Here is a 24394-nt window from a genome sequence, read left to right as displayed (position 1 = left end):
TGGGGTGACCAGTGACCGGCGCCCGGTGACCGGTCGGTCGCGGCCAAGCTGATGCGTACTGAGACGGTTCTACTTCCGGTCACCGGCCACCGGACACCGGTCACGCCATGGGAGCGGTCGTGACCCTCGACGATCTCTTCCGCCGCCGACTGCTGTTCGTGGTCGGCAAGGGCGGCGTCGGCAAGACGACGGTGGCGTGCGCGCTGGCGCTGGAGGGGGCGCGGCGCGGCAAGCGGGTGCTGCTGTGCGAGGTCGACGGCGTCGCCCGGGCGCCGCAGTTGCTGCAGGCCGAGCCGGGTCCGCTCGGCCAGGCGGTGCCGACGCCCGCCGGCCCCTGGCTGATGGCCATCGAGGGCAAGGCGGCGCTGGCCGAGTACCTGTCGATGATCATTCCGGTGAAGCGGCTGCTGCAGGCCGTCTTCCGGAGCCAGCTCTACCAGTACTTCGTCGCCGCGGCGCCGGGGCTGAAGGAGCTGATGACGATCGGGAAGATCTGGTTCGAGGCCGAGCGCGGCGACGACGGCGGGCGCGGGCCGGGCTGGGATCACGTGATCGTCGACGCGCCGGCGACCGGCCATGGACTGCAGTACCTGCGCATGCCGGCGGCGGCGCGCGACACCTTCGAGATCGGGCTCGTGCACCGCGAGGCGCAGCGCCTGGTCGATCTGCTCACGGATTCGGCGCGCACCGCGGTGAACCTCGTCACCACCGCGGAGGAGATGCCGGTCAACGAGACGATCACCATGCACCGCGCGCTGCGCGACGACCTCGGCATGCCGACCGGCCTGCTGTTCGTGAACCGGCTGCACGCCGGCGGTCTGGCGCTGGAGGACGCGCAGCGTCTCGAGCGCGCGGCCGGCGGCGCGCGCGACGCCAAGGCCGGGCCGCTGCTCAGCGCGGTGGCGACCCGCGCCCGCGAGGAGATCGGCTGGGCGGAGCTCAACGCCCGCCATCGCGCCCGCCTGGTGGGCGCGGTCGACCTGCCGGTGATCGACCTGCCGTTCCTGTTCGCCGAGGAGTTCGGCTACGCGGAGCTGCGGGCGCTGGCGCAGCGCCTGACGGTGCCGGCGTTGTCGACGCGCCGCGCGGGGCGGACGTGAAGTCGCTCGCCGAGGTGGTGGCGCGCCACCACGTGGTGATCTGCGCCGGCAGCGGCGGAGTCGGCAAGACGACCACCGCGGCGGCGCTCGCCGTGCACGGCGCCGAGCAGGGCCGGCGGACGATGGTGATGACCATCGATCCGGCGCGCCGCCTGGCCGACGCGCTCGGGCTGCGCTCGCTCGGCAACCAGGCGCGCAAGGTGCGCATCGGCGGCGGCGCGCTCGACGCCATGATGCTCGACCAGAAGGGCGCCTGGGACGCGCTGGTCGAACGCTACGCCCCCAGCGCCGAGGTGCGCCACCGCATCCTCGCCAATCGCTTCTACCAGCACCTGTCGGAGAGCTTCGCCGGCTCGCAGGAGTACATGGCGATCGAGCAGCTCGCCGAGCTGCACGCCAGCGGCCGGTACGACCTGATCGTCGTCGACACGCCGCCCGCCCGGCACGCGCTCGACTTCCTCGACGCGCCGCGCCGCATCGCCGCCTTCCTCGATCGCCAGGTGATCCGCTGGTTCATCAAGCCGTACTTCTCCGCCGGCTGGTCGACGCTGCGGGTGATGAACCGCGCCGCCGGCACCCTGCTGCACCGCCTCGAGGATGCCACCGGCGTCAAGGCGCTGGTCGAGATCTCCGATTTCTTCAACGCCATGAGCGGTCTGTTCGACGGCTTCGAGGCGCGGGTGCAGGTGGTGGACAAGCTGCTGCACTCCAAGCACACCGCCTTCGTCGTCGTCACCTCGCCCGAGGAGCAGGTGCTGGGCGAGGCCGAGGAGTTCTGTCGCCAACTCGCGGCGCTCGACGTGTCCCTGCGCGCGGTCGTCTTCAACCGCGTGCAGCGCGAGGCGCTGGCCGGCGTCCGCCGCCTCGACGAGGCGTGGCTGCGCGAGCTGGTCGGCAGCGTCATCAAGCGCAGCGGCCACGCCGACCGCCTGGTCGACAACTTCCTCGACTACGAGATGCAGGCGCGCGGCGACCAGGTCCGGATGGAGGCCTTCCGCCGCCAACTGCCGCCGCGCACCGTCGTCGCCGCCGTTCCCAACTTCGACGAGGACCTGCACGACATCACCGGCCTGCGACGGATGATCCCGCACTTCCTCGCCGCGTAGTCCGCGGCCGCGGCGTACCGCTATGTCGGGTCGCGCTGCCGCGGCCGTCCAGCGTCAGGCGGCTTCCCCGGCGCGGTAGGTGTCCCAGCGGCCGCAGCCGCCGCAGTAGCCGACCCAGGCTTCGCTGCTGCGGCCGCACACCGAACAGCGGTGGTCGGCGGCGGCGGCGCCGAGGCGGTCGGCGGCGCCGCTGAGGGCGGTCCAGGCGGCCGCATGGTCGCCGCGCTGGTGGTGCAGCTCGGCCCAGGCGCGCTGTACGGTGGGGGCGTCCTGCTTGCCGATGGCGCGCAGCTCGCGTTCGGCGGTCTCGGCGTTGCCGCTGGCCAGGGCGGTGCGGGCGAGGAGCAGGCGGGCGCCATCGCCGTCGAGGTCGCTCCAGTGTTTGCCGAGCAGGGCGAGGATGCGCTCGTGCTCGCGGGCCGAGCGCTCGTGCGCCAGCAAGCGCTCGATCAGCACCAGCCGCGGCTGGGCGCGCAGCGCCTTCTCCCACAGCTTCATCGCCTCGTCGACGCGGCCGCACTCGGCGAGCGCGTCGCCGAGGCTGACCTGCGCCGGGACGAAGGCGCGGTCGCGCTGCACGACCGCGTCGAGCGCCGCGGCGCGCTCCGCCGGATCGCTCAGGGCCAGCGCCGCCTGGTAGCGCAGCTCGGTGAGGCGGCCCTGCTCGCCGGCCCGTGCCGCCGCCGGCAGCGACTCGAGGTAGGCTGCCTCGACGTCGGCCGCCTCGCGCCAGCGCTCGGCCTCGCGGTAGAGCTCGCGCAGGCTGATCAGGACGCGCGGCGCGTGCGGGAAGCGCACCCGCAGCGTTTCCAGCATGCGGATGGCCTCGAAGATCTCGCCGCGCCGGCGCAGGGTCTCGCCGAGCGCGTAGCGCAGATCGGCGTCGTTCGGATCCTCTTCGAGCGCCGCCTGCAGCACCTCCTGGGCGGCGGGATACTCGCCGGTGTCCATGTACGACGAGGCGAGCGACAGCGCCGCGGCGCTGTTGCCCGCCTGGCGGCGCCAGGCTTTGCGCATCAGGGTGCGGCTGCGTTCGAGCTCGCCGGCCCAGGCCGCGGCCTCGCCCGCCTCGTGCCACGCGGCGGCCTGCGCCGCCTGCTTGGCGCTGCGGCGGGCGCGCCAGTCGCCGAGCCGGATCGAGAGCTGGCGCATGCCGCCGCCGACCAGCACGAGCGCGCCGCCGGCGCAGAAGGTGAGGATCAACAGCACTCCCAGCATCGGCCGGAAGCTGTGCAGGTGGGTGGGATGGAACTCGACCTCGCCCGGGTTGAGCGCGATCAGCAGGGCGAAGATGGCGACGAGCGCGATGCCGCCCAGCACGAAGAGGCCGCGCTTCATGGCTGGCCGCTCAGCGGGCGTTGCTGGCGAGGCGCAGGTCGCGCGCCTGACTGCGATACGGCTCGGGGAGCTGGACCACCGTGCCGCGCGCCCACAGGCGCTCGAGATCGTAGAACTCGCGCACCGACTCGAGGAAGATGTGGACGACGACGTCGCCGTAGTCGATCAGCACCCAGTGGCCGCTGCTCAGCCCCTCGATCATGCGCGGCTTGCGGCCGAGGCTGCCGAGGCCCTCCTCGATGCTGGTGGCGATCGCCTGTACCTGGGTGTCCGACCGGCCGGTGCAGATGAGGAAGAAGTCGGCCAGCGAGGTGAGGCCGCTCACGTCGAGCAACAGGAGATCGTACGCCTTCTTGTCGAGGGCGTAGCGGACGCACAGGAGCGCGGTCTCGCGCGGGTCGGTGGCGGGCTTCTTCAAGAGACGACGCGGCCCCGGTAGAGCCCCTCGCGAAGCACATGACGCTCGACGGCCGGCGGCAGCAGGTAGCGCACCGAACGTCCGCTGCGCAGGCGCTGGCGGATGTTCGAGGCCGAGATGTCGAGCGCGGTCACGGTGAGGAATTGGATACGGGTCCCCGTGCGATGAATCAACGTGGTCTGGTCGTCTGCGTAGCAAAAGTCCCCGCGAGCGGCAACGGGCAGGAGCGCGCGCGGCCGGCCGCGCGCGCCCGGAGGGCGGGTCCACACGGCGCAGTCGGCGAGGGTGAACAGTGTCCGATAGTCCTTCCAGGTGCCGATGTCGCGGAAGGCGTCGAGCCCGAGCAGCAGGACGAGTCGCGCCGTCGGGCCGAGGCGCAGCCGCAGGCTGCGCAGGGTGTCGACGGTGTACGACGGTCCGCGCCGTTCGATCTCGATATCGGAGACGCGGAAGCGTGGATTGCCGGCGGTCGCCAGCCTGACCATCGCCAGACGGTGCGTGGCCGGGGTGATCCGCCGCTGCGGCTTGTGCGGCGGATCGGCGGCGGGGATGAACAGGATGTGGTCGAGCCCGAGCTGCTCGCGCGCTTCCTCGGCGCAGCGCAGGTGCCCGAGATGGATGGGATCGAAGGTGCCGCCGAAGATCCCGAGCGATCGGCGCGCCGGGCGCCCTACCCGCGCCGGCGGGGCGGGGGGGCCTGCCGGCCAGCGTCCGGGCGCCGCGGCGCGCCTGCGAGGGCCGCCGCGGCTCACGAGCGAATCTGCCCGTTGCCCTGGATCACGTATTTGTAGGTCGTCAGCTCGCGCAGCCCCATGGGCCCGCGGGCGTGCAGCCGGTTGGTGGAGATGCCGACCTCGGCGCCGAAGCCGAACTCGAACCCATCGGTGAAGCGGGTCGAGGCGTTCACGTACACCGCCGCCGAGTCCACCGCCGCGGTGAAGGCCTGGGCGTGGGCGACGCTGTCGGTGACGATCGCGTCGGAGTGTCCGGTGCCGTAGGTGGCGATGTGCGCGATGGCCTCGTCGAGCGACTCGACGACGCGGATCGACAGGATGAGATCGAGATATTCGGTGCGCCAGTCCTCGTCGGTGGCGACGGCGGCGTCGGGCAGCACGGCGCGGGTGCGCGGACAGCCGCGCAGCTCGACGCCGGCGGCGCGCAGCGGCGCCGCGACCTGCGGCAGGAAGCGCGCCGCGATCTCGCGGTGCACGAGCAGCGTCTCCATGGCGTTGCAGACGCCGGGGCGCTGCACCTTGGCGTTGACGGCGATCGCCTCCGCCATCGCCAGGTCGGCGCGGTCGTCGACGTAGACATGGCAGATGCCGGCGTAGTGCTGGATCACCGGGATGGCCGACTGGCTGGTGATGGCGTCGATCAGACTGGGGCCGCCGCGCGGCACGATGACGTCGACCAACTCGCGCTGGCGCAGCAGCGCCGCCACCGCGGCGCGGTCGGTGGTGGGGATGAGCTGCACGGCATCCGTCGGCAGCCCGGCGCTGGCAACCCCATCGGCCAGGCAGGCGGCGATGGCGCGGTTGGTGGCGAAGGCCTCCGACCCGCCCTTGAGGATCACCGCGTTGCCGGACTTCAGGCAGAGGCCCGCGGCGTCGGCGGTGACGTTCGGGCGGGACTCGTAGATGATGCCGACGACGCCGATCGGGATGCGCACCTGGGCGATCTCGAGCCCGTTCGGGCGCCGCCAGCGGGCGATGGTCTCGCTGAGCGGATCGGGCAGGGCGGCGATCTCGTCGAGCCCGGCGGCCATCGCCTCGAGGCGCGGCGGCGTCAGCGTCAGGCGGTCGACCAGCGCGGCGCTCAGCCCGTCGCGGCGGGCCCCCGCGACGTCCTCGGCGTTGGCGGCCACGAGCGCGTCGCCGCGCGCCCGCAGCCGCGCCGCGGCGGCGCGCAGGGCGCCGTTCCTGGCCGTCGCCGCGCTGGTCGCTAGGCCGCGTGCCGCCTGGCGCGCGGCGCGGCAGAGCGCGACGACCTCGTCGCCGATGTCGGTCATCGGGTTCGTATATCGACGCGCCCGAGCCGCTTCAATCGCGGTCGCCGGTCGGCGCGACAGGGATGAACGCGGATCCAGCCGCCCCGCCTCTCCGACGAGCACCGAGCTCCGCCGCCCGCCTCGGGAACGGAGGAGGGAAGAGGGACTGGGGCGGGAGGATTTCTGCCCATGGCTGGGTTGATCGGCGCCCATCCCTTGCGCTGCGCGCCGCGTTGCCCGAGGGAACAGCGGTGTCCGCACCGGCCCCCGACCGCCTTCCCGCCCTCACCAAGTCCATCTACGGCCTGGGCGATCTGACGATCAACGCCGCCCTGGCGTCGCTGGCCCTGGTCTACACGTCGTACTTCCTCACCCAGGTCGCCGACCTGCGGCCGGCGCTCGCCGGCCTGGTGCCGCTGATCGGCCGCGCGGTGGACGCGGTTACCGATCCGCTGATGGGGCGGATCTCCGACCAGACGCGCTGGCGCGCCGGCCGCCGCCGGCCGTATTTCCTGATCGGCGCGCTGCCGTTCGGCCTCAGCTTCGCAGCCCTGTGGATCGATCTGCCGGCCGCGTCGCAGGCGGTGAAGTTCGCCTACTACGCGGCGATCTACTCGCTCACCTCGGTGTGGATGACGGTGCTCGCCATTCCCTACCTGGCGCTGCTGCCGGAGATGGCGACCGACTACGACGAGCGCACGTCGTTGAACACCTACCGCAACGCCGGGTCGCTGGTCGGCGTCTTCGTCGCCGTCGCCATGCGACCGCTGGCGGAGGCGTGCGGCGGCGGACCCGCCGGCTACGGGCTCGCCGCGGCGCTCGTCGCCTCGTTGCTGGTGGCGCCGTGGCCGCTGATCTACCGCCACAGTTTCGAGCGCCGCGAGTTCCGCGACCGGCCGGCGGCGACCGCCTGGCGGCGCGAGCTGCGCCAGGTCCTCCGCCACCGCTCGTTCGCGCGCCTCACCGCCGCGTACCTCAGCGGCCGCATCGCCATGGATCTGGTCGGCGCGCTGCTCATCCTCTACCTGGCGTACTGGATCGGCCGCCCCGACGACTTCGAGATCGTCATGGGGCTGTTCCTGCTCGGCGTCGCCGCGGCGCTGCCGTGCTGGTTGCGCCTGGCGCGCGGTCGCGACAAGGCGGCGATGTTCCTCGTCGGCTCGCTGTGGTGGATGGCCGGGAGCTCGCTGTTCATCTTCGCCACGCCGCAGTGGTCGGTCGGCACGCTGGCGCTGGTCGCGGCGCTCACCGGCATCGGCTATGCCGCGGTCGACCTGATGCCGTGGGCGATGCTCGGCGAGGTGATCGACGAGGACGACCTGCTCACCGGCGAGCGGCGCGAGGGCGTGTACAACGGCATCTTCACCTTCCTGCGCAAGCTCGCGGGCGCGCTGGCGGTGTTCCTGGCGCTCGGGCTGCTGGATCTCCTCGGGTTTCAGCGCGGCGGCGAGCAGGCGGAGCCGGTGCGCCAGGCCATCCGTTGGATGACCGCGCTGGCGCCGGCGTTGTTCCTGCTGATCGGCATCGCCCTGTTGTGGCGCTATCCCCTGACCCGGCGGGTGCACGAGGAGATCCGCGCCGGTCTGGAGGCGCGGGCGCGGCGTTGAGCGTCAGCGGCCGTCGACGCGGACGAGCGGGTCGCCGATCGGCGCCAGCGCGTCGTCGAGCAGGCGGATGCTGCGTTCGTCGACGACGATGAAGTGGCGGCGCTGGCCGGGGCGGTCGGGATCGAGCTGGTAGACGAGCGCCTGCTCGTCCTCGGGGACGCCGCGCAGCGTCGCCCAGGTGCCCTCGCGCTCGACGGTGCGGCCGTTCTGCGCCGCGCCGAGGTAGGTCTCGCGCAAATGATAGAGCTGCAGCCCCTCCCAGTTGCCGGCCAGCAGCAGCTCGGTGCGAATGCCGTCGCAGCCGGCGCACGGCAGGACGCCGGCGAAGCGCCCCACCTGCTGCAGGTCGGTGGCGCGCGGCCCCGGGGTCGCGACCGCCATCGCCGGCAGCGCTGGCGGCACCTGCCGGGCGCAGCCGGCGACGGCCAGCAGCGCGAGCGCGCCGGCCAGGGCGAGGCGAGGCGCCGTCATGGCTTCGCGCGCGCTTCGGTGAGGACGAGATCGTCGCGGTGAATGGCTTCGTTGCCGGCGGTGTACTGCAGCACGGCTTCGATCTCGCTGCTGTGCAGGCCCTTGATCCGGTCGAGCTCGGCGGCGCTGTAGCTGACCAGGCCGCGCGCGAACTCGGCGCCGGCGGGGGTCAGGCAGGCGACGCACTCGCCGGCGCCGAAGCCGCCGCTGACCCTGGTGATGCCCTTGGGCAGCAGGCTGCGGCCGCCGGCGCTCACCGCGGCATAGGCGCCGGCGTCGACGGTGAGCGCGCCCGCCGGCCGCAGGGTGTGGGCGATCCAGTGCTTGCGGCGGGTCAGCCGGTCGCCGGTGGCGAGGAAGAGCGTGCCCTCGTCGGCGGTCGGATCGAAGACGCGCGGCAGGACGCCGGGGCGCAGGCCGTCGGCGATGACGCAGGGAATTCCCGCCTCGCTCGCCTTGCGTGCCGCCTGCAGCTTGCTCGCCATGCCGCCCTTGCCGAGCGGCCCGGAGCTGCCGGCCAGCGCCTCGACCTCGCGCCGCACCGCGTCGACGACCGGCACCAGGCGGGCGCCGGGATCGCGGCGCGGGTCGGCGGTGTGCAGGCCGGCGACGTCGCTGAGGATCACCAGCAGGTCGGCGTCGATCAGCGTCGCCACCAGCGCCGACAGGTTGTCGTTGTCGCCGAAGTTGAAGCGCACCTCCTCGACGGCGACGCTGTCGTTCTCGTTGACGATCGGCAGCACGCCGGCGCCGAGCAGCTCCTCGAAGGTGTGACGGGCGTTCAGATAGCGCCGCCGGTGCGCGAGGTCGTCGTGGGTGAGGAGGATCTGCGCGACGGGCAGCCCGTGGGCGCTGAAGCGCTCGTCATAGAACGCCATCAGGCGGATCTGTCCGACCGCGGCCGCGGCCTGCTTCTGCGGCACGGTGCTCGGCCGCTCGCGCAGCCCGAGGCGCGCCATGCCGGCGGCGACGGCGCCGGAGCTGACGAGCACGACGGCGTAGCCGCGCCGGCGCAGGCCGGCGAGCTCACCGACCAGGCGTCCGATGCGTTCGCGGTCGATGTCCTGCGGCCCCGACAGGATGCTGCTGCCGATCTTCACCACCACCCGCTTCACGCGCGGGAGGAGGGCCTGCTTGTGTTGGAGCTGGTCAGTCACTGGGCAAGCCGAAACCACAAATGAACGCGAATGGCCACGAAGGAACACGAAGGAGGAGCTCGATCGGCGTGGTGTTCTTCGTGGTCATTCGTGTTCTTCGTGTTCCTCTTTCGCGTCGAGGCGCTGTACGACCATGCGCAGCAGCGCCGTGACGCCGGTGCCGGCGACGGCGGAGATGGGGTGGATGGTGACGCCGCGGGCGGCGAAGCGGGCGGCCAGGTCGTCGACGAAGCCGGGCGGGGCGGCGTCGATCTTGTTGGCGGCGACGACCTGTGGCTTGGCAGCGACGGCCGGATCGTAGAGCGCCAGCTCCCGGTTGATGACGTCGTAGTCGTCGAGCGGATCGCGGCCGCTCATGCCGCTGGCGTCGAGCAGGTGCAGCAGCAGGCTGGTGCGCGAGACGTGGCGCAGGAAGCGGTCGCCGAGCCCGTGCCCTTCGTGGGCGCCGGCGATCAGGCCGGGGATGTCGGCGACGACGAAGGTGCGGTGGTCGTCGACGCGCACGACGCCGAGATTCGGCACCAGGGTGGTGAAGGGGTAGTCGGCGATGCGCGGGCGGGCGGCGGAGACGCGGCTGATGAAGGTCGATTTGCCGACGTTGGGGAAGCCGAGCAGGCCGACGTCGGCGACCAGTTGCAGCTCGAGCCGCAGGCGGTGCTCCTCGCCGGGCAGGCCGGGCTGCGCGTACCGCGGGGCCTGGTTGGTGGAGCTCTTGAAGTAGGCATTGCCGCGGCCGCCGCGGCCGCCGCGGGCGACGACGACGCGCGTTCCGGGCGCGGTGAGGTCGGCGATCACCTCGCCGCTGTCGACGTCGCGGACGATGGTGCCGAGCGGCACCCTGGCCACCGCGTCGGCGCCGCGATGCCCGTGCTGATCCTTGCCGCGGCCGTGCTCGCCGCGCTTCGCCGCCAAGCGCGGCTGGTACTTGAAGTCGAGCAGCGAGGTCAGGCTGGGATCGACCTCGAGGATGACGTCGCCGCCGTCGCCACCGTCGCCGCCGTTCGGTCCGCCCTTCGCCTTGAACTTCTCGCGCAGGAAGCTGACGCAGCCGGCGCCGCCGTGGCCGGCGATGACTTCGATCTGGGCCTCGTCGACGAATTTCATGACGCAACCCAGGGGCGGACGCGCGGCGCCCGCGACCGGGACGGCGAACCGCCCCGGCGAGCTACGGCTTCGGCAGCACGTGCACCTGCTTGCGGTCCTTGCCCAGACGCGCGTACTGCACGGTGCCGTCGATGAGCGCGAACAGCGTGTAGTCGCGGCCCATGCCGACGTTCTTGCCCGGGTGGATGCGGGTGCCGACCTGGCGGACCAGGATGTTGCCCGCCCTGGCGACCTGGCCGCCGAACACCTTGACGCCGCGGCGCTGCGCGTTCGAATCGCGCCCGTTGCGCGTGCTGCCCTGTCCCTTTTTGTGCGCCATCGCTCACGCTCCCGCTTCGATGCCGGTCACCCGCAGGGTGGTCAGGTACTGCCGGTGGCCCTGGCGGCGCCGGTAGTTCTTCCGCCGCTTCTTCTTGAACACCAGGATCTTCTTGCCGCGGCCCTGCTTGATGACCGTCGCCGTCACCCGCGCCCCCGTGAGGGTTGGCGTGCCCACCCTGAACGTGCCACCGCTGCTCGCGGCCAGCACCTCGGTGAAGCTGAGCTCGGCGCCCGGCTCGCCGGTCAACTTCTCGACCGTGAGCACGTCGCCCGGCGATACGCGGTACTGCTTCCCGCCGGTCTTGATGACGGCATAATCCATTGCGCTGCCTCCGCGGCTGAATCCCGGTAACTAGTCGACGGGATTGAGGCAGTCAACCACGGTTCCCCCCGCGGCCGCCGCCGCGGGGGCGCGGCCGCTGCGCCCCTGCCGCTTGAGGGGGCACGGCGACCGCCGGTATCCTGCCGGCGATGCCGGCGATTGCGGTGGATGCGATGGGCGGGGAGCACGGGCCGGAGGCGGTGGTGCAGGGGGTGGCGGCGGTGTCGCGGCAGACCGACATCGACTGCGTGCTGGTCGGCGACGAGGCCCGGCTGCAGCCGCTGCTCGAGGCGACCGCCTACAACCCGGAGCGGATCGCGATCCTGCACGCCAGCGAGGCGATCGGCCTGCAGGAGGAGCCGCGGGCCGCGGTGCGCTACAAGCGCAACAAGGCCTCGCTCTTCGTCTGCCTGCGCGAGGTGGCGCAGGGCCGCTGCGCGGCGGCGGTCAGCGCTGGCAATCCCGGGGCGGCGATCGCGGCCGCGCTGCGCGAGCTGACGCTGCTGCCGGGCGTCGGCAAGGCGGCCCTGGCGAGCGTCTACCCGCGGGCGGCGGAGGGCCCGGAGCAGGACACGCTGGCGCTGGCGCTCGACGTTGGCGCCACGGTGCGCTGCAACGCCGACGAGCTGGTGCGCTTCGCCGTGATGGGCAGCACCTACGCGCGCGTCATCTCGCGCGTCGCCGAGCCCCGCGTCGCCCTGCTCAACATGGGCCGCGATCCGCTGCAGGGCGACGAGACGCTGACCGCCGCCCACCGGCGCCTGCGCGACCTGCCGGGCATCAACTTCGTCGGCAACATCGAAGGCCACGAGCTCACCAGCGGCCGCGCCGACGTCGTCGTCTGCGAGGGCCTGCTCGGCAACATCGTCCTCAAGCTGCTGGAGTCGGTCGCCAACATGGCGGTCGATCTCACCAGCTCGGCGGCGCAGCGCACCTGGCGCTGGCGCGCCGGCATGGCGATCATGGCCTCCGGCGCGGACCGGCTGCGCGCCCTCGCCGACTACGCTTCCTACGGCGGCGCGCCGATCCTCGGCTTCGAGCAGGTGTTCATCAAGGCGCACGCCCGCTCGCAGGCGCCGGCGATCGCCAACACCGTCAAGGTCGCCGCCAAGGCGGCGCGCGACGGCCTGATTCCGGCGCTGCGCGACGCCCTGGCGCCCCTCGCCGACGAGTGAGCCGGCGATGCACGCCGACGGTGGCCCATGAACGCCGACCCGACGCCGCTGATCTTTCGCTGGGACCTCGACAAGACGTACCTGCTGAGCGAGTTCGAGAGCCTGCGGGAGATGATGCGCATTCCGTTCGAGCGCGCCGAGGACAAGGTCGCGGCGCCGGGCGTGGCCGCCCTGATCCGCGGTCTGCGGACGACGGCCCTGGGGCGCGGGCGCGCCGTCCGGGTGTATTTCCTCTCGGCCAGCCCGCCGCAGATCGGGCGCGCCATCCGTCGCAAGCTCGAGCTCGACGGCATCCTCCACGACGGCATCGTCTTCAAGGATCAGTTGCAGCGGCTGTTCCGCGGCAAGTTCCGCCATCTGCGCGAGCAGGTGGGGTACAAGCTCACCGAGCTGCTCAAGGCGCGCCAGGCCGAGCCGCCGGCGGCGCGCGAGTACCTGTTCGGCGACGACTGGGAATCCGATCCGCTCATCTACTCGCTGTACGCCGACGTCGTCGCCGGGCGGGTGGCGCCGGCGACCCTGTCGGAGCTGCTGCAGGCGGCGCGCGTCGACCGGCCGCTGATCGAGGAGGCCGTTCACCTGGCGGCGGCGCTGCCGCACGCCGACGCCGTGGCCCGCATCTACATCAACCTCGAACGCCCGACGCCGCCGGCGACGTTGCGCGTCTACGGCCCGCGCCTGGTCCCCAGCTTCAACTACTTCCAGACGGCGGCCTGTCTGTTCGCCGAGGAGGCGCTCTCCGCCGCCGGCGTCGGCGACGTGGCGCGGGAGCTCATCGAGGAGTCGGGATTCACGCCAATCCGCCTCGCCAACTCGCTCGATGACGTCGTTCGCCGCGGCCATCTGCCGGCGCCGATGGCCGACCTGTTGCGCGAACGCTTGGCCATCGCCGGATTGCTGCCAGCGCCGGCCCGCCCGCGGTATCGCCGCTGGTGGCGTCGGTCGGCGCCACCCGCGCCGGCGGCGCCGCCGGCGCCGCCGGTCGAGTACCGCGCCCTGGTCGGCGCGCAGGAGGGAGCGGCGGAATGAGCGAGGTCGTGGTCGTGCTGGTCACCGTGCCGACGCGCGAGGACGGCGAGCGCCTGGCCGAGGCCCTGGTGGGCGAAGCGCTCGCCGCCTGCGTCAATCTCGTCGGCCCGGTGCGCTCCATCTACCGCTGGCAGGGCGAGGTCGCCCGCGACGACGAGCACCTGCTGCTGATCAAGACCACCCGCGCCGGCTACGCCGCGCTCGAGGCGCGGGTGCTGGCGCTGCATCCCTACGAGAATCCCGAGGTGATCGCGCTCCCGGTGGAGCGGGGCGCGGGGGCGTATCTGCGGTGGGTGGCACGGAGCGTCGGCGGCTGAGACCCGCTCGCGCGTCACCTCCCCACTGCCCGCGCCCTGGCCAGCGCGCTCATGCTCGCCGGCTCGGTTGGGAGCGGGGCGAGGCCGCGACACGCGGGGGCGTCACATGCGGCGGTACATGTCGGCCGACACGCCCTGGATCCGCAGCCCGGCGCCGGTGTCGTCGAGAATCTTGCGGTCGGACTGACGGAGGTCGAGGTTCTTCATCTGGATGCGCAGGTTGTTGGCGCTGTCGGCGTTGGCCAGGGCCTGTTCGGTGTCGATGCGACCGGTCTTGTACAGCTCGAAGATCGCCTGGTCGAAGGTCTGCCCGCCCTCCTGGGTGCTGCGCTCCATCGCTTCCTTGATGGTGTCGACCTCGCCCTTCTTGATCAGGTCCTTCACGTACGGCGTGTCGATCAGGATCTCGAGCGCCGCGACCCGCTTGCCGTCGATGCCGGGCACCAGGCGCTGCGACACGATGGCGCGCAGGTTCAGGGAGAGCTGGAGGAAGATCTCCGGGTGCCGCTCGATGGGGAAGAAGTTCATGATGCGTTCGATCGCCTGGTTGGCGTTGTTCGAGTGCAGCGTGGCGAGGCAGAGATGCCCGGTGTCGGCGAAGGTGATCGCGGCCTCCATGGTCTCGCGGTCGCGCACCTCGCCGATGAGGATCACGTCCGGCGCCTGGCGCAGGGTGTTCTTGAGCGCCGATTCGTAGCTCTGGGTGTCGAAGCCGATCTCGCGCTGGGTCACCAGCGAGCGCTTGTGCGGGTGCATGAACTCGATCGGATCCTCGACCGTGACGATGTGACCGGCGGTCTGCTCGTTGCGCCAGTCGAGCATCGCCGCGAGCGTGGTCGACTTGCCGGAGCCGGTGGCGCCGGTGACCAGCACCAGGCCGCGCTTGGTGAGCACGATGTCCTTCAGTACCGCCGGCAGGCCGAGACCGTCGATGGTCGGGATCTGCATCTTGATGGTGCGGACGACGACGCCCACGGCGCCGCGCTGGCGGAAGACGTTGACCCGGAAGCGGCCCATCTTGCTCGAGCTGATCCCGAGGTTCATCTCCATCTGCTCTTCGAAGGTCGCCCGCTGGCGCTCGGTCATCAGCGAGTTGGCGAGCGCCTCGACCTCGGTGGGCGTCAGCGGCTCGCCCGCGACCGGATGGTTGATGCCCTCGATCCGGATCACCGGCGGGCTGTCGACCGTGATGTAGAGATCGGAGGCCCCGCGCTCGACCATCTCGAGGAGCAGGGACCGGATGTCGGCCGCCATCGGCTACGCCCTCACGCGCCCTAGGATCGCAGGCCGCCGAGCCGCGACGCGGGCTGCGCGCCGTTCGGCCCGCCCGGCCGCTCGACGGCGTTGCTGGCGAAGAGGTTGGGAGTGAGCGTCCGGTACTGCGCCTCCTCGGCGGTCACGACGTTGCGCCGCACCAGGTCGATCAGCGCCATGTCGAGCGTCTGCATGCCGACCTTCTGACCGGTCTGCATCGCCGACGGGATCTGGTGGATCTTGCCCTCGCGGATGAGGTTGCGCACCGCCGGCGTGCCCATGAGGATCTCCAGCGCCGCGACCCGTCCGCCAGCGCGCTTCTTCAGCAGCGTCTGGGTGATCACCGCCTGGATCGATTCCGAGAACATGATGCGGATCTGCTCCTGCTGCGCCGCCGGGAAGACGTCGATGATGCGGTCGACCGTCTTCGGCGCGCTCGAGGTGTGCAGCGTGCCGAAGACCAGGTGGCCGGTCTCCGCGGCGGTCAGCGCCAACGAGATGGTCTCCAGGTCGCGCATCTCGCCGACCAGGATGACGTCCGGATCCTCGCGCAGGGCGCCGCGCAGGGCGTTGGTGAACGACATCGTGTGCGGGCCGACCTCGCGCTGGTTGATCAGGCACTTCTTCGAGTGGTGCACGAATTCGATCGGGTCCTCGATGGTGAGGATGTGTCCCTCGAAGCTCTCGTTGATGTAGTCGATCATCGCCGCCAGGGTGGTCGACTTGCCGGAGCCGGTCGGCCCGGTGACCAGCACCAGGCCCTTCTCCTTGTCGCAGATCTCCTTGAGGATCGGCGGCAGGCCGAGGTCCTCGACGGTCATCACCTTGGTCGGGATGGTGCGGAACACCGCGCCCTCGCCGCGGCGGCCGCGGAAGACGTTGACGCGGAAGCGGGCCAGGTCGCCGAGCTCGAAGGAGAAGTCGACGTCGTTGGTCTCCTGGAACTGCCGGCGCAGGCTGTCCGACATGATGTCGAACACCATGTTGTGGACCTCCTCGGGGCTCAGCGGCGGATACTCCAGCTTCTTCATGTCGCCGTTGATGCGCAGCCGCGGCGGCTCGGCGGAGGTCAGATGGCAGTCCGAGGCCCCCGACCGGTGGGCGAACGTGAGCAGCTCCGTGATGTCCATTCCCTCTCCCTCGCACCTGATCCGTTGAAGGGCGGCCAACGGGGCACGCCCGGCGGCCAACAACACAAGCAACGCGCACGCCAGTTGCGGGGCGGATGCGCGAGGGGGAGGTGGGAGCCCGCGCGATCGGGTGGCGCCGTCACGGAATTGCCGGACGAGCGGATTCCACCCGCGTCAGCCGACCATGCTGCGGGCCATGAAGTCGTACAGCAGGTTGGCGAAGCCGTGATAGGCGGCGGGGACGGCGATGCTGCCGGTGCGCTCGCGCAGCCAGCCGGCGAACAGACCGAAGAAGGCGACGCGCATGCGGGTCAGGTCGCCGGTGACGATGTGGCAGAGGCCGAAGAGCAGGGCGGCATAGATCAGCCCGCGGCCCCAGGGCGCGCCGAGGAAGCGGCGCGGGCGGCCGTAGGCGGCGTTCATCTGGGTCTGCAGGTAGCCGCGGAAGAAGAACTCCTCCGACAGGCCGACGACCACCAACTGCGCGAACGCCGCCTGCAGCGGATCGGGCGGCAGCGTCGCCTCGAAGTGCAGGCCGAGCACCCAGCGCGCGAAGGCGTAGTGGAGCAGCGCGTAGCCGCCGAAGATCACCGCCGCCGTGGTCAGGTGGAAGCGCGGCGACCCGAGGTTCTCCCAGGTGAGGCCATAGGCCTCGTAGGGACGCCGGGTGAGCGTGATGATGGCGAACGGGACCAGGAACCACAGGGTCGGAAAGCGGAGCCAGATGGCGAGTGGCAGGGTGACGAGCATCGCCGCCACCGCTTCGCCGACCGAACCGAGGCGCGGCGGGGCGTCAGCGCCCACTGACCACCACCAGCGCCGGCGCGCCGAGATCCGCCAACTGCCGCGCGGCGCGCTCGGCGGCGCCGCGGCTGGCGAACGGACCCGCCCGCAGTTGGTAGAAGCGCGCGTCCGGCGCGTCGACCAGCACCAGCCGCACCGGGCCGGCCACGCCGTCGAGCCGCCGTTGCTCGCGGCGGGCGCGCTCGTAGTCGACGTAGACGCCGACGTGCACGCGGTAGCTGCCGCCGCGGTCGACCACGGGCGGCGCCGCCGCGACCGGCACCATCGCCAGCGGCGCCGGGCGCGCCGGCGGCGGCGGCGCTGGCGGCGGCGCCGCGGCGACCGGAATCGCCTGCGGCAGGAGATCGCCCTCGACCACCTCGACCCGCACCGGGGCGATGCCCGAGCGCACCATGTCGAGGCGCTGCGCGGCGGTGTACGAGAGATCGATGACGCGATCGTCGACGTACGGCCCGCGATCGTTGATGCGCACCCGCACCGACCGGTCGTTGCTGAGGTTGGTGACCTCGACCCAGGTGCCGTGCGGCAGCGTCCGGTGCGCCGCGGTCAGCCCGTACTGGTCGTAGACCTCGCCGTTGGCGGTGCGGCGGCCGTGGAAGCCCGGGCCGTACCACGAGGCGACGCCGATCTGGCTCGCCCCCGGCACCGGCTCCAGGGGCTTCGGCGCCTTGCGGAACAGCCCGCAGCCGGTGCCCAGCACCGCGAGGCCAACCGCCACCGCTGCCACACCCCACCGCATCGGCTGCAGTATCGCCGATCCGGGGGGGAAGACAAAGCCGTCCGTGTCCTACCGCGGGGCGGAACACGGATGAACACCGACCCCGCTTCCCCACCCCCCAATGAACACCGAGCCGCCGCTTCCCCGCCTGCCAATGAACACCGAGCCGCCTCCCAGCCCGGGTCAACCCCGAGCGGAGGATCCGGTGGCCGGGTGGGAGTCCGTGTTCATCGGGGGGCGGGGGCGCGGGTCCGTGTTCATCCGTGTTCGGGAGAGGCGTATCCCGGGCCCGCTGTCCGTCGGTGTCTCAGGTACCCGCCACGGTCATGCGCGCGATCTTGAGCGTCGGCGCGGCGATGCTGTGGCGCAGCACCAGGTCGGAGCCGACGACTTCGATGTCGCGCAACATCTGCAACAGGTTGCCGGCGATGGTGATCTCGCTCACCGGGTAGGTGAGCTGGCCATTCTCGATCCACAGCCCCGAGGCGCCGCGCGAGTAGTCGCCGGTGGTGGCGTTGACGCCGAAGCCCATCAGCTCGGTGACGTAGAGACCCTGGCGGACGCTGCCGATGATCGCCTCCGGCGTCGCCGTGCCGGCGGGCAGGAAGAAGTTGGTCGGGCTGACGTGCGGCGAGTCGCCGACCGAGCGCGCCGCGTTGCCGGTGGGCCGGCACGACAGCTTGCGCGCCGCGTAGGTGTCGCAGAGGTAGCTCGTCAGCACGCCATCCTCGATGACCGGCGTGCGGCGCGTGGGCAGGCCCTCGCCGTCGAATGGCTTCGAGCCCAGGCCGTCGGCCAGCAGGCCGTCGTCGTAGACGCTCAGCGACGCCGGCGCGATGGTCTGGCCGAGCTTGCCGGCGAGGAACGACAGCCCGCGGTAGATGGCGCCGCCCGACACCGCGCCGGCGAGGTGGCGCAGCAGGCTCCCCGCCATGTCGGGATCGAAGACCACCGGGCACTCGCAGGTCGCCACCTGTCGGGCGCCGAGCCGGCGCAGGGCGCGCGCCGCGGCGGTGCGGCCGATCGACTCCGGCGATTCGAGCCGCGCCAGGTAGCGCTGCACGCTGTACCAGTGGTCGCGCTCCATGCCGCCGTCGTGGGTCGCCACCGGCACGCAGCTCAGCGAGCAGCTCGAGCTGCGATAGCTGCCGGAGAAGCCGTTGCTGGCGGCGTAGAGGACCAGGTGCGAGCCGCCGTCGAATTCGGCGCCCTCGGAGTTGGTGATGCGCGGGTCGGCGTCGCGCGCCGCGGTCTCGGCGGCGAGGCACCATTCGGTGGCCTGCTCGGCGGTCACCTCGCCGACCGCCGGGTCGAAGAGGTCGAGCGTCGGCGGCGCCGTCGCCAGCTCGGCGGCGTCGGGCAGGCCGCTGAACGGGTCCGGCGCGGTGACCCGCGCCAGCGCCACGGCGTCGGCCGCGAGCTGCGCGAGGGCGGCGGGCGAGAAGTCGGCGGTCGACAGGATGGCGCTGCGCTCGCCGGCGAAGGCGCGCAGGCCGAGGTGCTTGCCGCGGGCGCGCTGCACCTTCTCGACCGCGCCGAGGCGGACGCCCACGGTGAGCGCGTCGCCCTCGGCGACCACCACGTCGGCCGCCGTGGCGCCGTGCCGCGCCGCCCCGCGCAGCAGGATGTCGGCGATCTCCTCCAGCGACAGGGCGCTCACGCCTGCGTCCCGCCGACCGTCATGGAGTCGATCTTGATCGTCGGCATGCCGACCCCGACCGGCACCGACTGGCCGTCCTTGCCGCACGTGCCGATGCCCTCGTCGAGCGCCAGGTCGTTGCCGACCATGGACACCCGGGTCAGCGCCTCCGGCCCGTTGCCGATCAGGGTCGCGCCCTTCACGGGTCGGGTGACCTGGCCGTCCTCGATCAGGTAGGCCTCGGTGGCGGAGAAGACGAACTTGCCGCTGGTGATGTCCACCTGGCCGCCGCCGAACGAGACCGCGTACAGGCCCTTCGGCACCGAGCGGATGATCTCCTCCGGCGTCGACTCGCCGGCCAGCATGAAGGTGTTGGTCATGCGCGGCATGGTCATGTGGGCGTAGCTCTCGCGCCGGCCGTTGCCGGTGAGCGGCGCGCCCATGAGGCGCGCGTTCAGGCGGTCCTGCAGGTAGCCGCGCAGGATGCCCTTCTCGATCAGCACCGTGCGCCCGGTCGGCGTTCCCTCGTCGTCGCAGTTGAGCGAGCCGCGGCGGTTGGCGAGGGTGCCGTCGTCGACCACGGTGCAGAGCGGCGACGCGACCAGCTCGCCGACGCGGCCGCTGAACGCCGACGTGCCCTTGCGGTTGAAGTCGCCCTCGAGGCCGTGCCCCACCGCCTCGTGGAGCAGCACGCCCGGCCAGCCGGGGCCGAGGACCACGGTCATCGCGCCGGCCGGCGCGTCGACCGCCGTCAGGTTGCGCAGCGCCTGCTCGGCGGCGATCCGCACCCAGCGCTGCCAGCGCTCGCCCTCGGTCAGGAAGGCGAGCTCGACCCGGCCGCCGCCGCCCGCGGTGCCGTGCTCGCGCTTGCCATGCTCCTCGGCGATGCAGGTGACGCTGAGCCGCACCAGCGGCTGCACGTCGCCGACCACGACGCCGTTCGAATTGACGATCAGGATGATCTTCTGCTCGACGCCGAGGCTCGCCATCACGTTGCGGATGCGCGGGTCCAGCCGCCGGGCGGCGATGTCGATCTGATTCAGCAGCGCGATCTTCTCGTCCAGCGCGGCATCGAGCGGCGTCTGCGCCAGCGGGTAGAGGTCGTGCGCCGGACGCGCCGGGCGCACCGCCACGGGCGCGCGCTGGCCGCTGCCGTCGGCGATCGCCTGTGCCGTCTGCGAGGCGAGGCGCAGGGTGTCGACGCTGACGTCGTCGGTGTGCGCGCAGCCGGTCTTGTCGCCGGCGACGACGCGGACGCCCGCGCCCTGGGAGACGTTCTTGGCGGCCTTCTTGACGATGCCCTCCTCGAGCACGAAGGCCTCGGAGGTGCGGAACTCGAAGTAGAGGTCGGCGAAGTCGGCCTGGCGGGCGATGGCCGTGCCGATGGTGTCCTCGATCGCCTGCTCGTTGAGCGCGAACCGATCGAGGAAGAAGCGACGTGGCTCGAGCGCGGTCGACATAGGCCGCCACGGTAGCAGGCCGGGCGGACCGCCGGTAGCACGGTCTCGCGCCTGCGGGCGGGGTCAGGCGTCGAGCAGCGCGTGCCGGTCACAGCGGGCAGGGCGAGGTCGTCGGCTTCGCCGCCTCCGGCGACTTCCGCGCCTGGCCCCGCGCTGCCGCGCGCCGCGGCGCTCGGCAAGCACGTGATGGTCGGCGCCATCGACGCCGCCAACGGCGCATCGATCCACATGCACGAGCAGCTCGGCTTCACCCGCGCCGCCACGCTGCGCGAGGTCGGTCGCAAGTTCGACCGTTGGCTCGACCTGGTGTTCGTGCAGATCGTGCTCGACCCGCCGCGCGAGGAGCCCGGCCGCGGTGGATCGGCGCCTGGCTAGCGGCAGCCGTCGAGGGCGTTGGCCACGGCGCCGACGAGCTCGTCGATGGTCACCAGCCGGTCGCCATCGCGGTCGCCGAGACACGGCGTCGGGGTGGCCGTCGGCAGCGGGTCCATGGGCACCCAGACGTCGACGACGTCGGCGTCGTCGACGTGCACCGGGGTGTCCTGCCAGCAGCCGGCGGCCGTGCAGCTCGAGGGCGCGCCGTCGTAGGGGGTGGCGACGATCAGGTAGTCGCCGGGCGGAATCTCGCGGAAGCAGAAGATGCCGGGCGATGCGTACGTCGCGATCCGCCGGGACGGCAGCAGCATCGCGTGGACGGTTGACGCCGGCGTCGGCTCGCCGGGCTGCTCGGCGGCGCTGCCGCAGATGCGGAACAGGGGTGACGGGCGCGGCCCGACCATCGTGGCGACGACGACGACGTCCTCATCGGCGACCGTGACCACCGAGTCGATCCGGCAGCCGAAGGGATTACATCCGCCGGCGCCGAGAATGTAGTTGCCCGGCGCCAGATCGGAGAACGTGTACGACGGATACGGACGCGTGGCATCGCGTGTCGCGGCGTGTGTGGTGCTGGAGGGGATGGGGCCGCGCAGCGACGGCGGTTCATATGGAACGCCGAACGCGCTGCACCATGAGCTCGGGACCTCGGAGTAGCAGGCGGTCACCGAATACGTGCGCGGCGTCGCGATGGCGGTCGGGGTGGCGTCGGGATCGACGTGCGTCGAGCAGCCCGCCGGCGCGGCGTTGCAGGCGCAGCGCCGCGAGCAGTCGAGCATGCACTCGGGCATCCCGGGGCAGCGCTCGGCGACGCAGGCCGCAAAGCACCGCCCGACGTCGCAGGGGCAGTCGCCTGGACCCGGCTGCCCGCCGTTGGCGAGGCAGGCGCAGTCGCCGCCGGCCGCCACCCCGGCCAACAGCGCGAGCGCAACGACCATGACCATCGCGAGGGTCAGGTGATACCAGCGTCCGAGATCAGTCAATGCGTCGCTCAGTGGCTGGCGCGCAGGAGACCCGGCAGAAGGGCGATCAGCTCGCGGTCGGCGTCGAGGAAGTCGAGCCCCGCCAGATCGGCCAGCTCGACCCAGCGCAGGTCGGCGAACACCAGGTTGCGCGGCTCGCCGGCGAAGCGGTCGATGCGGAAGAACACCAGCGCCACCGGCGGGCCGCCCGCATAGGCGTGCTCGTGCCGCCACAGCTCGGCGCCGACCTCGACGTCGATCCCCAGCTCCTCGCGCAGCTCACGCCGCAGGCACTGCGCCATGGTCTCGCCCGCCTCGCGCTTGCCACCGGGGAACTCCCACTTGCCGGCGTGGGATTGATCGGCGCGCCGCTGACACGCGAGCACTTGCCCATTTCGCACGAGAATCCCGGCGCTTACGTGGATGGGGTCGGACGGCGTCGACATCGCGGGCGGTCGGAGTTTTCGGCCTCAAGCGGCCTAACGCGGCCTGACGTAGCACTCCATGCGCACATAGCGCGAGGGCGGGCCGGCGACCGGGACGGCGCCCATCGGCCGCGACTCATCTTCTACGGCTCGATTCCGTTCGCCGTGAGGAAGGTGCGGAGGTCCTGCGTTGTCGTAGTGTGTCCGACGACCGTCTGCGTCTGGTCGCGCATGAACTCTAGTATCTCGCCGAGCAATTGGCCCTGATGGATCTCTCTCGTTGTCCCGTCCGGCAACTGCACCCCGACCGAGAACCCGGCGCTGTTGGTGCGTAAGAAGTTGAGGGCGGCGACAATCTCATTGGGGTACGGGTCGAGTTTGCTCGACACGACGCCGATCACCGATCCGTCATCGAGGTTCAACAACGGGCCGCCAGAGTTCCCGGGGTTGAACGCCGCGTTGATGAAGAAGCGGGGCGCGACGCCGCCGTCTGTCTTGACCTGCGCGGCGCCGGAGATGAACCCGACTGCGAGAAGCGGGCGCTCACCTCTGTAGCCGGCCGGATAGCCCCATGCGGACACAGGCATCCCGAACTGAAACTCGCTCTGCGTGCTTATCGGTAGTGTCGGCCCCGTGAACGGCTTCGACGTCGTGAGAAGCGCGAGATCAAGCCGAGCGTCCGATACGATCGCCGTGACCCCCGTTGGTTGCAGCGCACTGTTTATGATCACGACCTTCGCTCGATCGCATTCCGCCACGACGTGGGCGGCGGTAATCACTCGGCCGCTTCGATGAAAGAACCCGGTTCCGTGTCCGCGGTCGCATGCGACCCTATTGAGTCTCGCAGAATATAGTGACGGGATCTAGAACAGCTCCGCTTGCTGCCAGAAGGCGGTCACCAGCGTGGGGCGGCGCTGCATTCGGCGCAAGGCGCGGCGCGCCACGGTGGTGAGCTGCGAGAAGTCCTTCGGACAGAAGTTGGGCAGCTCATGCTTCTTCCAGTACCCCCAGATGTATTCCACGGGGTTCAGCTCCGGCGCGTAGGCGGGCAGGTACTCCAGGTGAATCGCGCCGCGCTGGCGAGCGATGAAGTCCTTCACCAGTCGACTGCGTTGCCGCAGCCCATCCCAGGCGATGAGCAGCTTCCGGGAGGCCCGTTGGAGACGGCCCAAGAAGTCGACGATCTCCGGACTCTTGATCGTGCCGGGTACAGCCGGAAGTAGAACTGCCAACACGTTACGCCCGCGATCGCCGAGAGTCCTTCCAGTGGAAGTGATACTGGAGGACCGGGGTCCGCCCCCGCGGCGCCCATGTCCGACAGCGGTGCGGGCGCTCACTGAGTCCGCTTTCATCGATGAAGACGATGGCGCTCGCGGCGGGCTTTTAAGGGCGGGCCAGTGCTCGCGTTTCCACCAGCGGATACGGGCTTCGTCGTACCCAGGGCGCGCCGGTCGGCCGCTGGCAGCTCCACCCGAGCTGCCGGAGCAAGCGCCAGACGTGGCCGGATGGGGCCCGCGAACTCCTGCTCGATCAGCTCCGCGACGCGCCCGGTGGTCCACAACCCGGTGGGGTATCCGAGCGCTTCCGGGCCGCGCTGCAGGGCGCGTTCGAGCTGGCGGCGTTGCGAGGCGGTCAGGCGCGGTGGGCGCCCCGCGCGCCCCGCCTTCTTCAGCCCGGCCCGCCCGTGGGTCGCCAACTGCTGCACCCAGCGACTCACCGACTGGCGATGGACGCCCACCCGCCGCGCCACCTCGGCCGGGTGGTGTCGGTCAAGTGGTGGAAAAGAGTCGCGCCTCGCATCCGGCAGCGTAACCAGTAATGGACTCTATGCGGTCAGGCCGCGTTGCTCCGTTGGGTAACCGCCGGCATCTCCTGCCAGCCGACCATGCGCCGCAAGGTGATCTGCCCGCTGCGGATCAGGCCGAAGAGCAGCAGCAGGACGGCATCCTCGCTCGGCAGGCTCGCCTGGGTCTTGGTGCGGCGGCGGAACTCCTCGTTGATGCGCTCCAGCGCGTTGGTGGTGCGCAGCGCCTTCCACTGCGCCACGGGATAGCGCAGGAAGGTGAAGAGGCGATCCCCGCCTCCTCGAAGCTGCTCCACGCCGCCTGCAGCGCAGCTTCCACTTGCGGCTGAACGCCACGCGCGCCTTCTCCACGTCGGCCGCCGTCGCGGCGT

28 protein-coding genes are annotated in these 24394 nt (G+C 71.7%); 7 read left to right on the top strand and 21 right to left on the bottom strand.

From position 1 onward, the window contains the following. Positions 1-107 precede the first annotated feature (107 nt). Together KF840_17650 and KF840_17645 are read left to right on the top strand one after the other, a co-directional pair. Positions 108-1100, top strand: coding sequence for an ArsA family ATPase (locus tag KF840_17650; protein ID MBX3026734.1), 993 nt, complete (start codon positions 108-110; stop codon positions 1098-1100). After that, entirely contained in the window at positions 1097-2206 is a 1110-nt protein-coding gene (locus tag KF840_17645) for an ArsA family ATPase (protein MBX3026733.1), read from the top strand. The genes KF840_17650 and KF840_17645 overlap by 4 nt, the downstream gene beginning before the upstream one ends. 54 nt (positions 2207-2260) lie before the next feature. On the opposite strand, the gene KF840_17640 is transcribed toward KF840_17645, so the two are convergent. From KF840_17640 to KF840_17625, 4 genes are read right to left on the bottom strand one after another with little or no spacing between them, the layout of a single operon-like run. After that, complete coding sequence (locus KF840_17640) at positions 2261-3544, bottom strand: tetratricopeptide repeat protein (protein ID MBX3026732.1); 1284 nt, start codon at positions 3542-3544, stop codon at positions 2261-2263. Between the two features lie 10 nt (positions 3545-3554). Then, on the bottom strand, positions 3555-3962 hold the full coding sequence (rsfS, locus tag KF840_17635; protein MBX3026731.1) for a ribosome silencing factor: 408 nt from the start codon (positions 3960-3962) through the stop codon (positions 3555-3557). Continuing rightward, positions 3959-4714: a nicotinate-nucleotide adenylyltransferase gene (nadD, locus tag KF840_17630; GenBank protein MBX3026730.1), complete on the bottom strand. Its 756-nt coding sequence runs from the start codon at positions 4712-4714 to the stop codon at positions 3959-3961. Before nadD ends, rsfS begins: the two co-directional genes overlap by 4 nt. After that, positions 4711-5970, bottom strand: a complete 1260-nt coding sequence (locus KF840_17625; GenBank protein ID MBX3026729.1) for a glutamate-5-semialdehyde dehydrogenase — start codon at positions 5968-5970, stop codon at positions 4711-4713. Before KF840_17625 ends, nadD begins: the two co-directional genes overlap by 4 nt. 230 nt (positions 5971-6200) lie before the next feature. Here KF840_17625 and KF840_17620 point away from each other — a divergent pair, with 230 nt between their 5' ends. Further along, entirely contained in the window at positions 6201-7556 is a 1356-nt protein-coding gene (locus KF840_17620; protein ID MBX3026728.1) for an MFS transporter, read from the top strand. Positions 7557-7559: 3 nt separating this feature from the next. Here the strand turns inward: KF840_17620 and KF840_17615 are convergent, their stop codons facing one another. From KF840_17615 to rplU, 5 genes are all read right to left on the bottom strand, one after another. Further along, positions 7560-8027: a copper resistance protein NlpE N-terminal domain-containing protein gene (locus KF840_17615; protein ID MBX3026727.1), complete on the bottom strand. Its 468-nt coding sequence runs from the start codon at positions 8025-8027 to the stop codon at positions 7560-7562. Further along, positions 8024-9184: a glutamate 5-kinase gene (gene proB, locus KF840_17610; protein ID MBX3026726.1), complete on the bottom strand. Its 1161-nt coding sequence runs from the start codon at positions 9182-9184 to the stop codon at positions 8024-8026. The genes KF840_17615 and proB overlap by 4 nt, the downstream gene beginning before the upstream one ends. A gap of 84 nt (positions 9185-9268) precedes the next feature. After that, entirely contained in the window at positions 9269-10288 is a 1020-nt protein-coding gene (gene obgE / locus KF840_17605) for a GTPase ObgE (protein MBX3026725.1), read from the bottom strand. Positions 10289-10349: 61 nt separating this feature from the next. Further along, positions 10350-10607 carry a 50S ribosomal protein L27 gene (gene rpmA / locus KF840_17600; GenBank protein ID MBX3026724.1) on the bottom strand — a complete coding sequence of 86 codons (258 nt, stop codon included), beginning with the start codon at positions 10605-10607 and terminating at the stop codon, positions 10350-10352. Between the two features lie 3 nt (positions 10608-10610). Continuing rightward, positions 10611-10931 (bottom strand): 50S ribosomal protein L21, encoded by a 321-nt coding sequence (rplU, locus tag KF840_17595; GenBank protein ID MBX3026723.1) that lies wholly within the window; start codon positions 10929-10931, stop codon positions 10611-10613. Between the two features lie 149 nt (positions 10932-11080). On the opposite strand from rplU, the gene plsX reads away from it, so the two are divergent. The 3 genes from plsX to KF840_17580 are packed head-to-tail and all read left to right on the top strand — an operon-like array spanning position 11081 to position 13452. Next, positions 11081-12106, top strand: a complete 1026-nt coding sequence (gene plsX, locus KF840_17590; protein MBX3026722.1) for a phosphate acyltransferase PlsX — start codon at positions 11081-11083, stop codon at positions 12104-12106. 27 nt (positions 12107-12133) lie between these two features. Further along, positions 12134-13135, top strand: coding sequence for a hypothetical protein (locus KF840_17585; protein MBX3026721.1), 1002 nt, complete (start codon positions 12134-12136; stop codon positions 13133-13135). Continuing rightward, complete coding sequence (locus KF840_17580; GenBank protein MBX3026720.1) at positions 13132-13452, top strand: divalent-cation tolerance protein CutA; 321 nt, start codon at positions 13132-13134, stop codon at positions 13450-13452. The genes KF840_17585 and KF840_17580 overlap by 4 nt, the downstream gene beginning before the upstream one ends. 102 nt (positions 13453-13554) lie before the next feature. On the opposite strand, the gene KF840_17575 is transcribed toward KF840_17580, so the two are convergent. The 6 genes from KF840_17575 to tldD all read right to left on the bottom strand — a co-directional run bounded on the left by KF840_17575 (position 13555) and on the right by tldD (position 20457). Then, positions 13555-14706, bottom strand: a complete 1152-nt coding sequence (locus KF840_17575; GenBank protein ID MBX3026719.1) for a PilT/PilU family type 4a pilus ATPase — start codon at positions 14704-14706, stop codon at positions 13555-13557. 20 nt (positions 14707-14726) lie between these two features. Beyond that, positions 14727-15836, bottom strand: coding sequence for a type IV pilus twitching motility protein PilT (locus tag KF840_17570; protein ID MBX3026718.1), 1110 nt, complete (start codon positions 15834-15836; stop codon positions 14727-14729). Between the two features lie 174 nt (positions 15837-16010). After that, complete coding sequence (locus tag KF840_17565) at positions 16011-16640, bottom strand: CPBP family intramembrane metalloprotease (GenBank protein MBX3026717.1); 630 nt, start codon at positions 16638-16640, stop codon at positions 16011-16013. Beyond that, complete coding sequence (locus KF840_17560) at positions 16630-17358, bottom strand: septal ring lytic transglycosylase RlpA family protein (GenBank protein ID MBX3026716.1); 729 nt, start codon at positions 17356-17358, stop codon at positions 16630-16632. The genes KF840_17565 and KF840_17560 overlap by 11 nt, the downstream gene beginning before the upstream one ends. A gap of 307 nt (positions 17359-17665) precedes the next feature. Beyond that, positions 17666-19009: a TldD/PmbA family protein gene (locus tag KF840_17555; protein ID MBX3026715.1), complete on the bottom strand. Its 1344-nt coding sequence runs from the start codon at positions 19007-19009 to the stop codon at positions 17666-17668. Between the two features lie 5 nt (positions 19010-19014). Further along, positions 19015-20457 (bottom strand): metalloprotease TldD, encoded by a 1443-nt coding sequence (gene tldD, locus KF840_17550; GenBank protein ID MBX3026714.1) that lies wholly within the window; start codon positions 20455-20457, stop codon positions 19015-19017. Between the two features lie 186 nt (positions 20458-20643). Between tldD and KF840_17545 the strand changes: the two genes are divergently transcribed. Continuing rightward, positions 20644-20832 carry a hypothetical protein gene (locus KF840_17545; GenBank protein MBX3026713.1) on the top strand — a complete coding sequence of 63 codons (189 nt, stop codon included), beginning with the start codon at positions 20644-20646 and terminating at the stop codon, positions 20830-20832. Here KF840_17545 and KF840_17540 read toward each other — a convergent pair. The 6 genes from KF840_17540 to KF840_17515 form a co-directional block, all read right to left on the bottom strand. Next, positions 20829-21815 carry a hypothetical protein gene (locus KF840_17540; protein MBX3026712.1) on the bottom strand — a complete coding sequence of 329 codons (987 nt, stop codon included), beginning with the start codon at positions 21813-21815 and terminating at the stop codon, positions 20829-20831. The two genes, KF840_17545 and KF840_17540, sit on opposite strands and share 4 nt — an antisense overlap. 8 nt (positions 21816-21823) lie before the next feature. Continuing rightward, positions 21824-22240 (bottom strand): (deoxy)nucleoside triphosphate pyrophosphohydrolase, encoded by a 417-nt coding sequence (locus tag KF840_17535; GenBank protein ID MBX3026711.1) that lies wholly within the window; start codon positions 22238-22240, stop codon positions 21824-21826. A gap of 122 nt (positions 22241-22362) precedes the next feature. Then, the gene (locus KF840_17530; GenBank protein ID MBX3026710.1) at positions 22363-22998 is read right to left on the bottom strand and encodes a trypsin-like peptidase domain-containing protein; all 636 of its coding nucleotides are present in this window, start codon (positions 22996-22998) and stop codon (positions 22363-22365) included. Positions 22999-23082: 84 nt separating this feature from the next. Beyond that, entirely contained in the window at positions 23083-23391 is a 309-nt protein-coding gene (locus tag KF840_17525) for a transposase (protein ID MBX3026709.1), read from the bottom strand. Between the two features lie 176 nt (positions 23392-23567). After that, positions 23568-23924 (bottom strand): helix-turn-helix domain-containing protein, encoded by a 357-nt coding sequence (locus tag KF840_17520; GenBank protein MBX3026708.1) that lies wholly within the window; start codon positions 23922-23924, stop codon positions 23568-23570. Between the two features lie 128 nt (positions 23925-24052). After that, entirely contained in the window at positions 24053-24319 is a 267-nt protein-coding gene (locus KF840_17515) for a transposase (protein ID MBX3026707.1), read from the bottom strand. Positions 24320-24394: the final 75 nt, after the last annotated feature.

This window comes from bacterium, from assembly GCA_019637795.1.
In the GTDB taxonomy this organism is placed as follows: domain Bacteria; phylum Desulfobacterota; class Binatia; order HRBIN30; family CADEER01; genus JAHBUY01.
This window is presented reverse-complemented; position numbering and strand designations above follow the sequence as displayed.

Excerpts from the sequence above, each read along its gene's own strand:
- KF840_17650 (MBX3026734.1), top strand. The coding sequence starts at position 108 with ATGGGAGCGGTCGTGACCCTCGACGATCTCTTCCGCCGCCGACTGCTG.
- KF840_17640 (MBX3026732.1), bottom strand. The coding sequence starts at position 3,544 with ATGAAGCGCGGCCTCTTCGTGCTGGGCGGCATCGCGCTCGTCGCCATC.
- KF840_17625 (MBX3026729.1), bottom strand. The coding sequence starts at position 5,970 with ATGACCGACATCGGCGACGAGGTCGTCGCGCTCTGCCGCGCCGCGCGC.
- KF840_17615 (MBX3026727.1), bottom strand. The coding sequence starts at position 8,027 with ATGACGGCGCCTCGCCTCGCCCTGGCCGGCGCGCTCGCGCTGCTGGCC.
- obgE (MBX3026725.1), bottom strand. The coding sequence starts at position 10,288 with ATGAAATTCGTCGACGAGGCCCAGATCGAAGTCATCGCCGGCCACGGC.
- rpmA (MBX3026724.1), bottom strand. The coding sequence starts at position 10,607 with ATGGCGCACAAAAAGGGACAGGGCAGCACGCGCAACGGGCGCGATTCG.
- rplU (MBX3026723.1), bottom strand. The coding sequence starts at position 10,931 with ATGGATTATGCCGTCATCAAGACCGGCGGGAAGCAGTACCGCGTATCG.
- plsX (MBX3026722.1), top strand. The coding sequence starts at position 11,081 with ATGCCGGCGATTGCGGTGGATGCGATGGGCGGGGAGCACGGGCCGGAG.
- KF840_17585 (MBX3026721.1), top strand. The coding sequence starts at position 12,134 with ATGAACGCCGACCCGACGCCGCTGATCTTTCGCTGGGACCTCGACAAG.
- KF840_17580 (MBX3026720.1), top strand. The coding sequence starts at position 13,132 with ATGAGCGAGGTCGTGGTCGTGCTGGTCACCGTGCCGACGCGCGAGGAC.
- KF840_17575 (MBX3026719.1), bottom strand. The coding sequence starts at position 14,706 with ATGGCGGCCGACATCCGGTCCCTGCTCCTCGAGATGGTCGAGCGCGGG.
- KF840_17570 (MBX3026718.1), bottom strand. The coding sequence starts at position 15,836 with ATGGACATCACGGAGCTGCTCACGTTCGCCCACCGGTCGGGGGCCTCG.
- tldD (MBX3026714.1), bottom strand. The coding sequence starts at position 20,457 with ATGTCGACCGCGCTCGAGCCACGTCGCTTCTTCCTCGATCGGTTCGCG.
- KF840_17545 (MBX3026713.1), top strand. The coding sequence starts at position 20,644 with ATGGTCGGCGCCATCGACGCCGCCAACGGCGCATCGATCCACATGCAC.
- KF840_17535 (MBX3026711.1), bottom strand. The coding sequence starts at position 22,240 with ATGTCGACGCCGTCCGACCCCATCCACGTAAGCGCCGGGATTCTCGTG.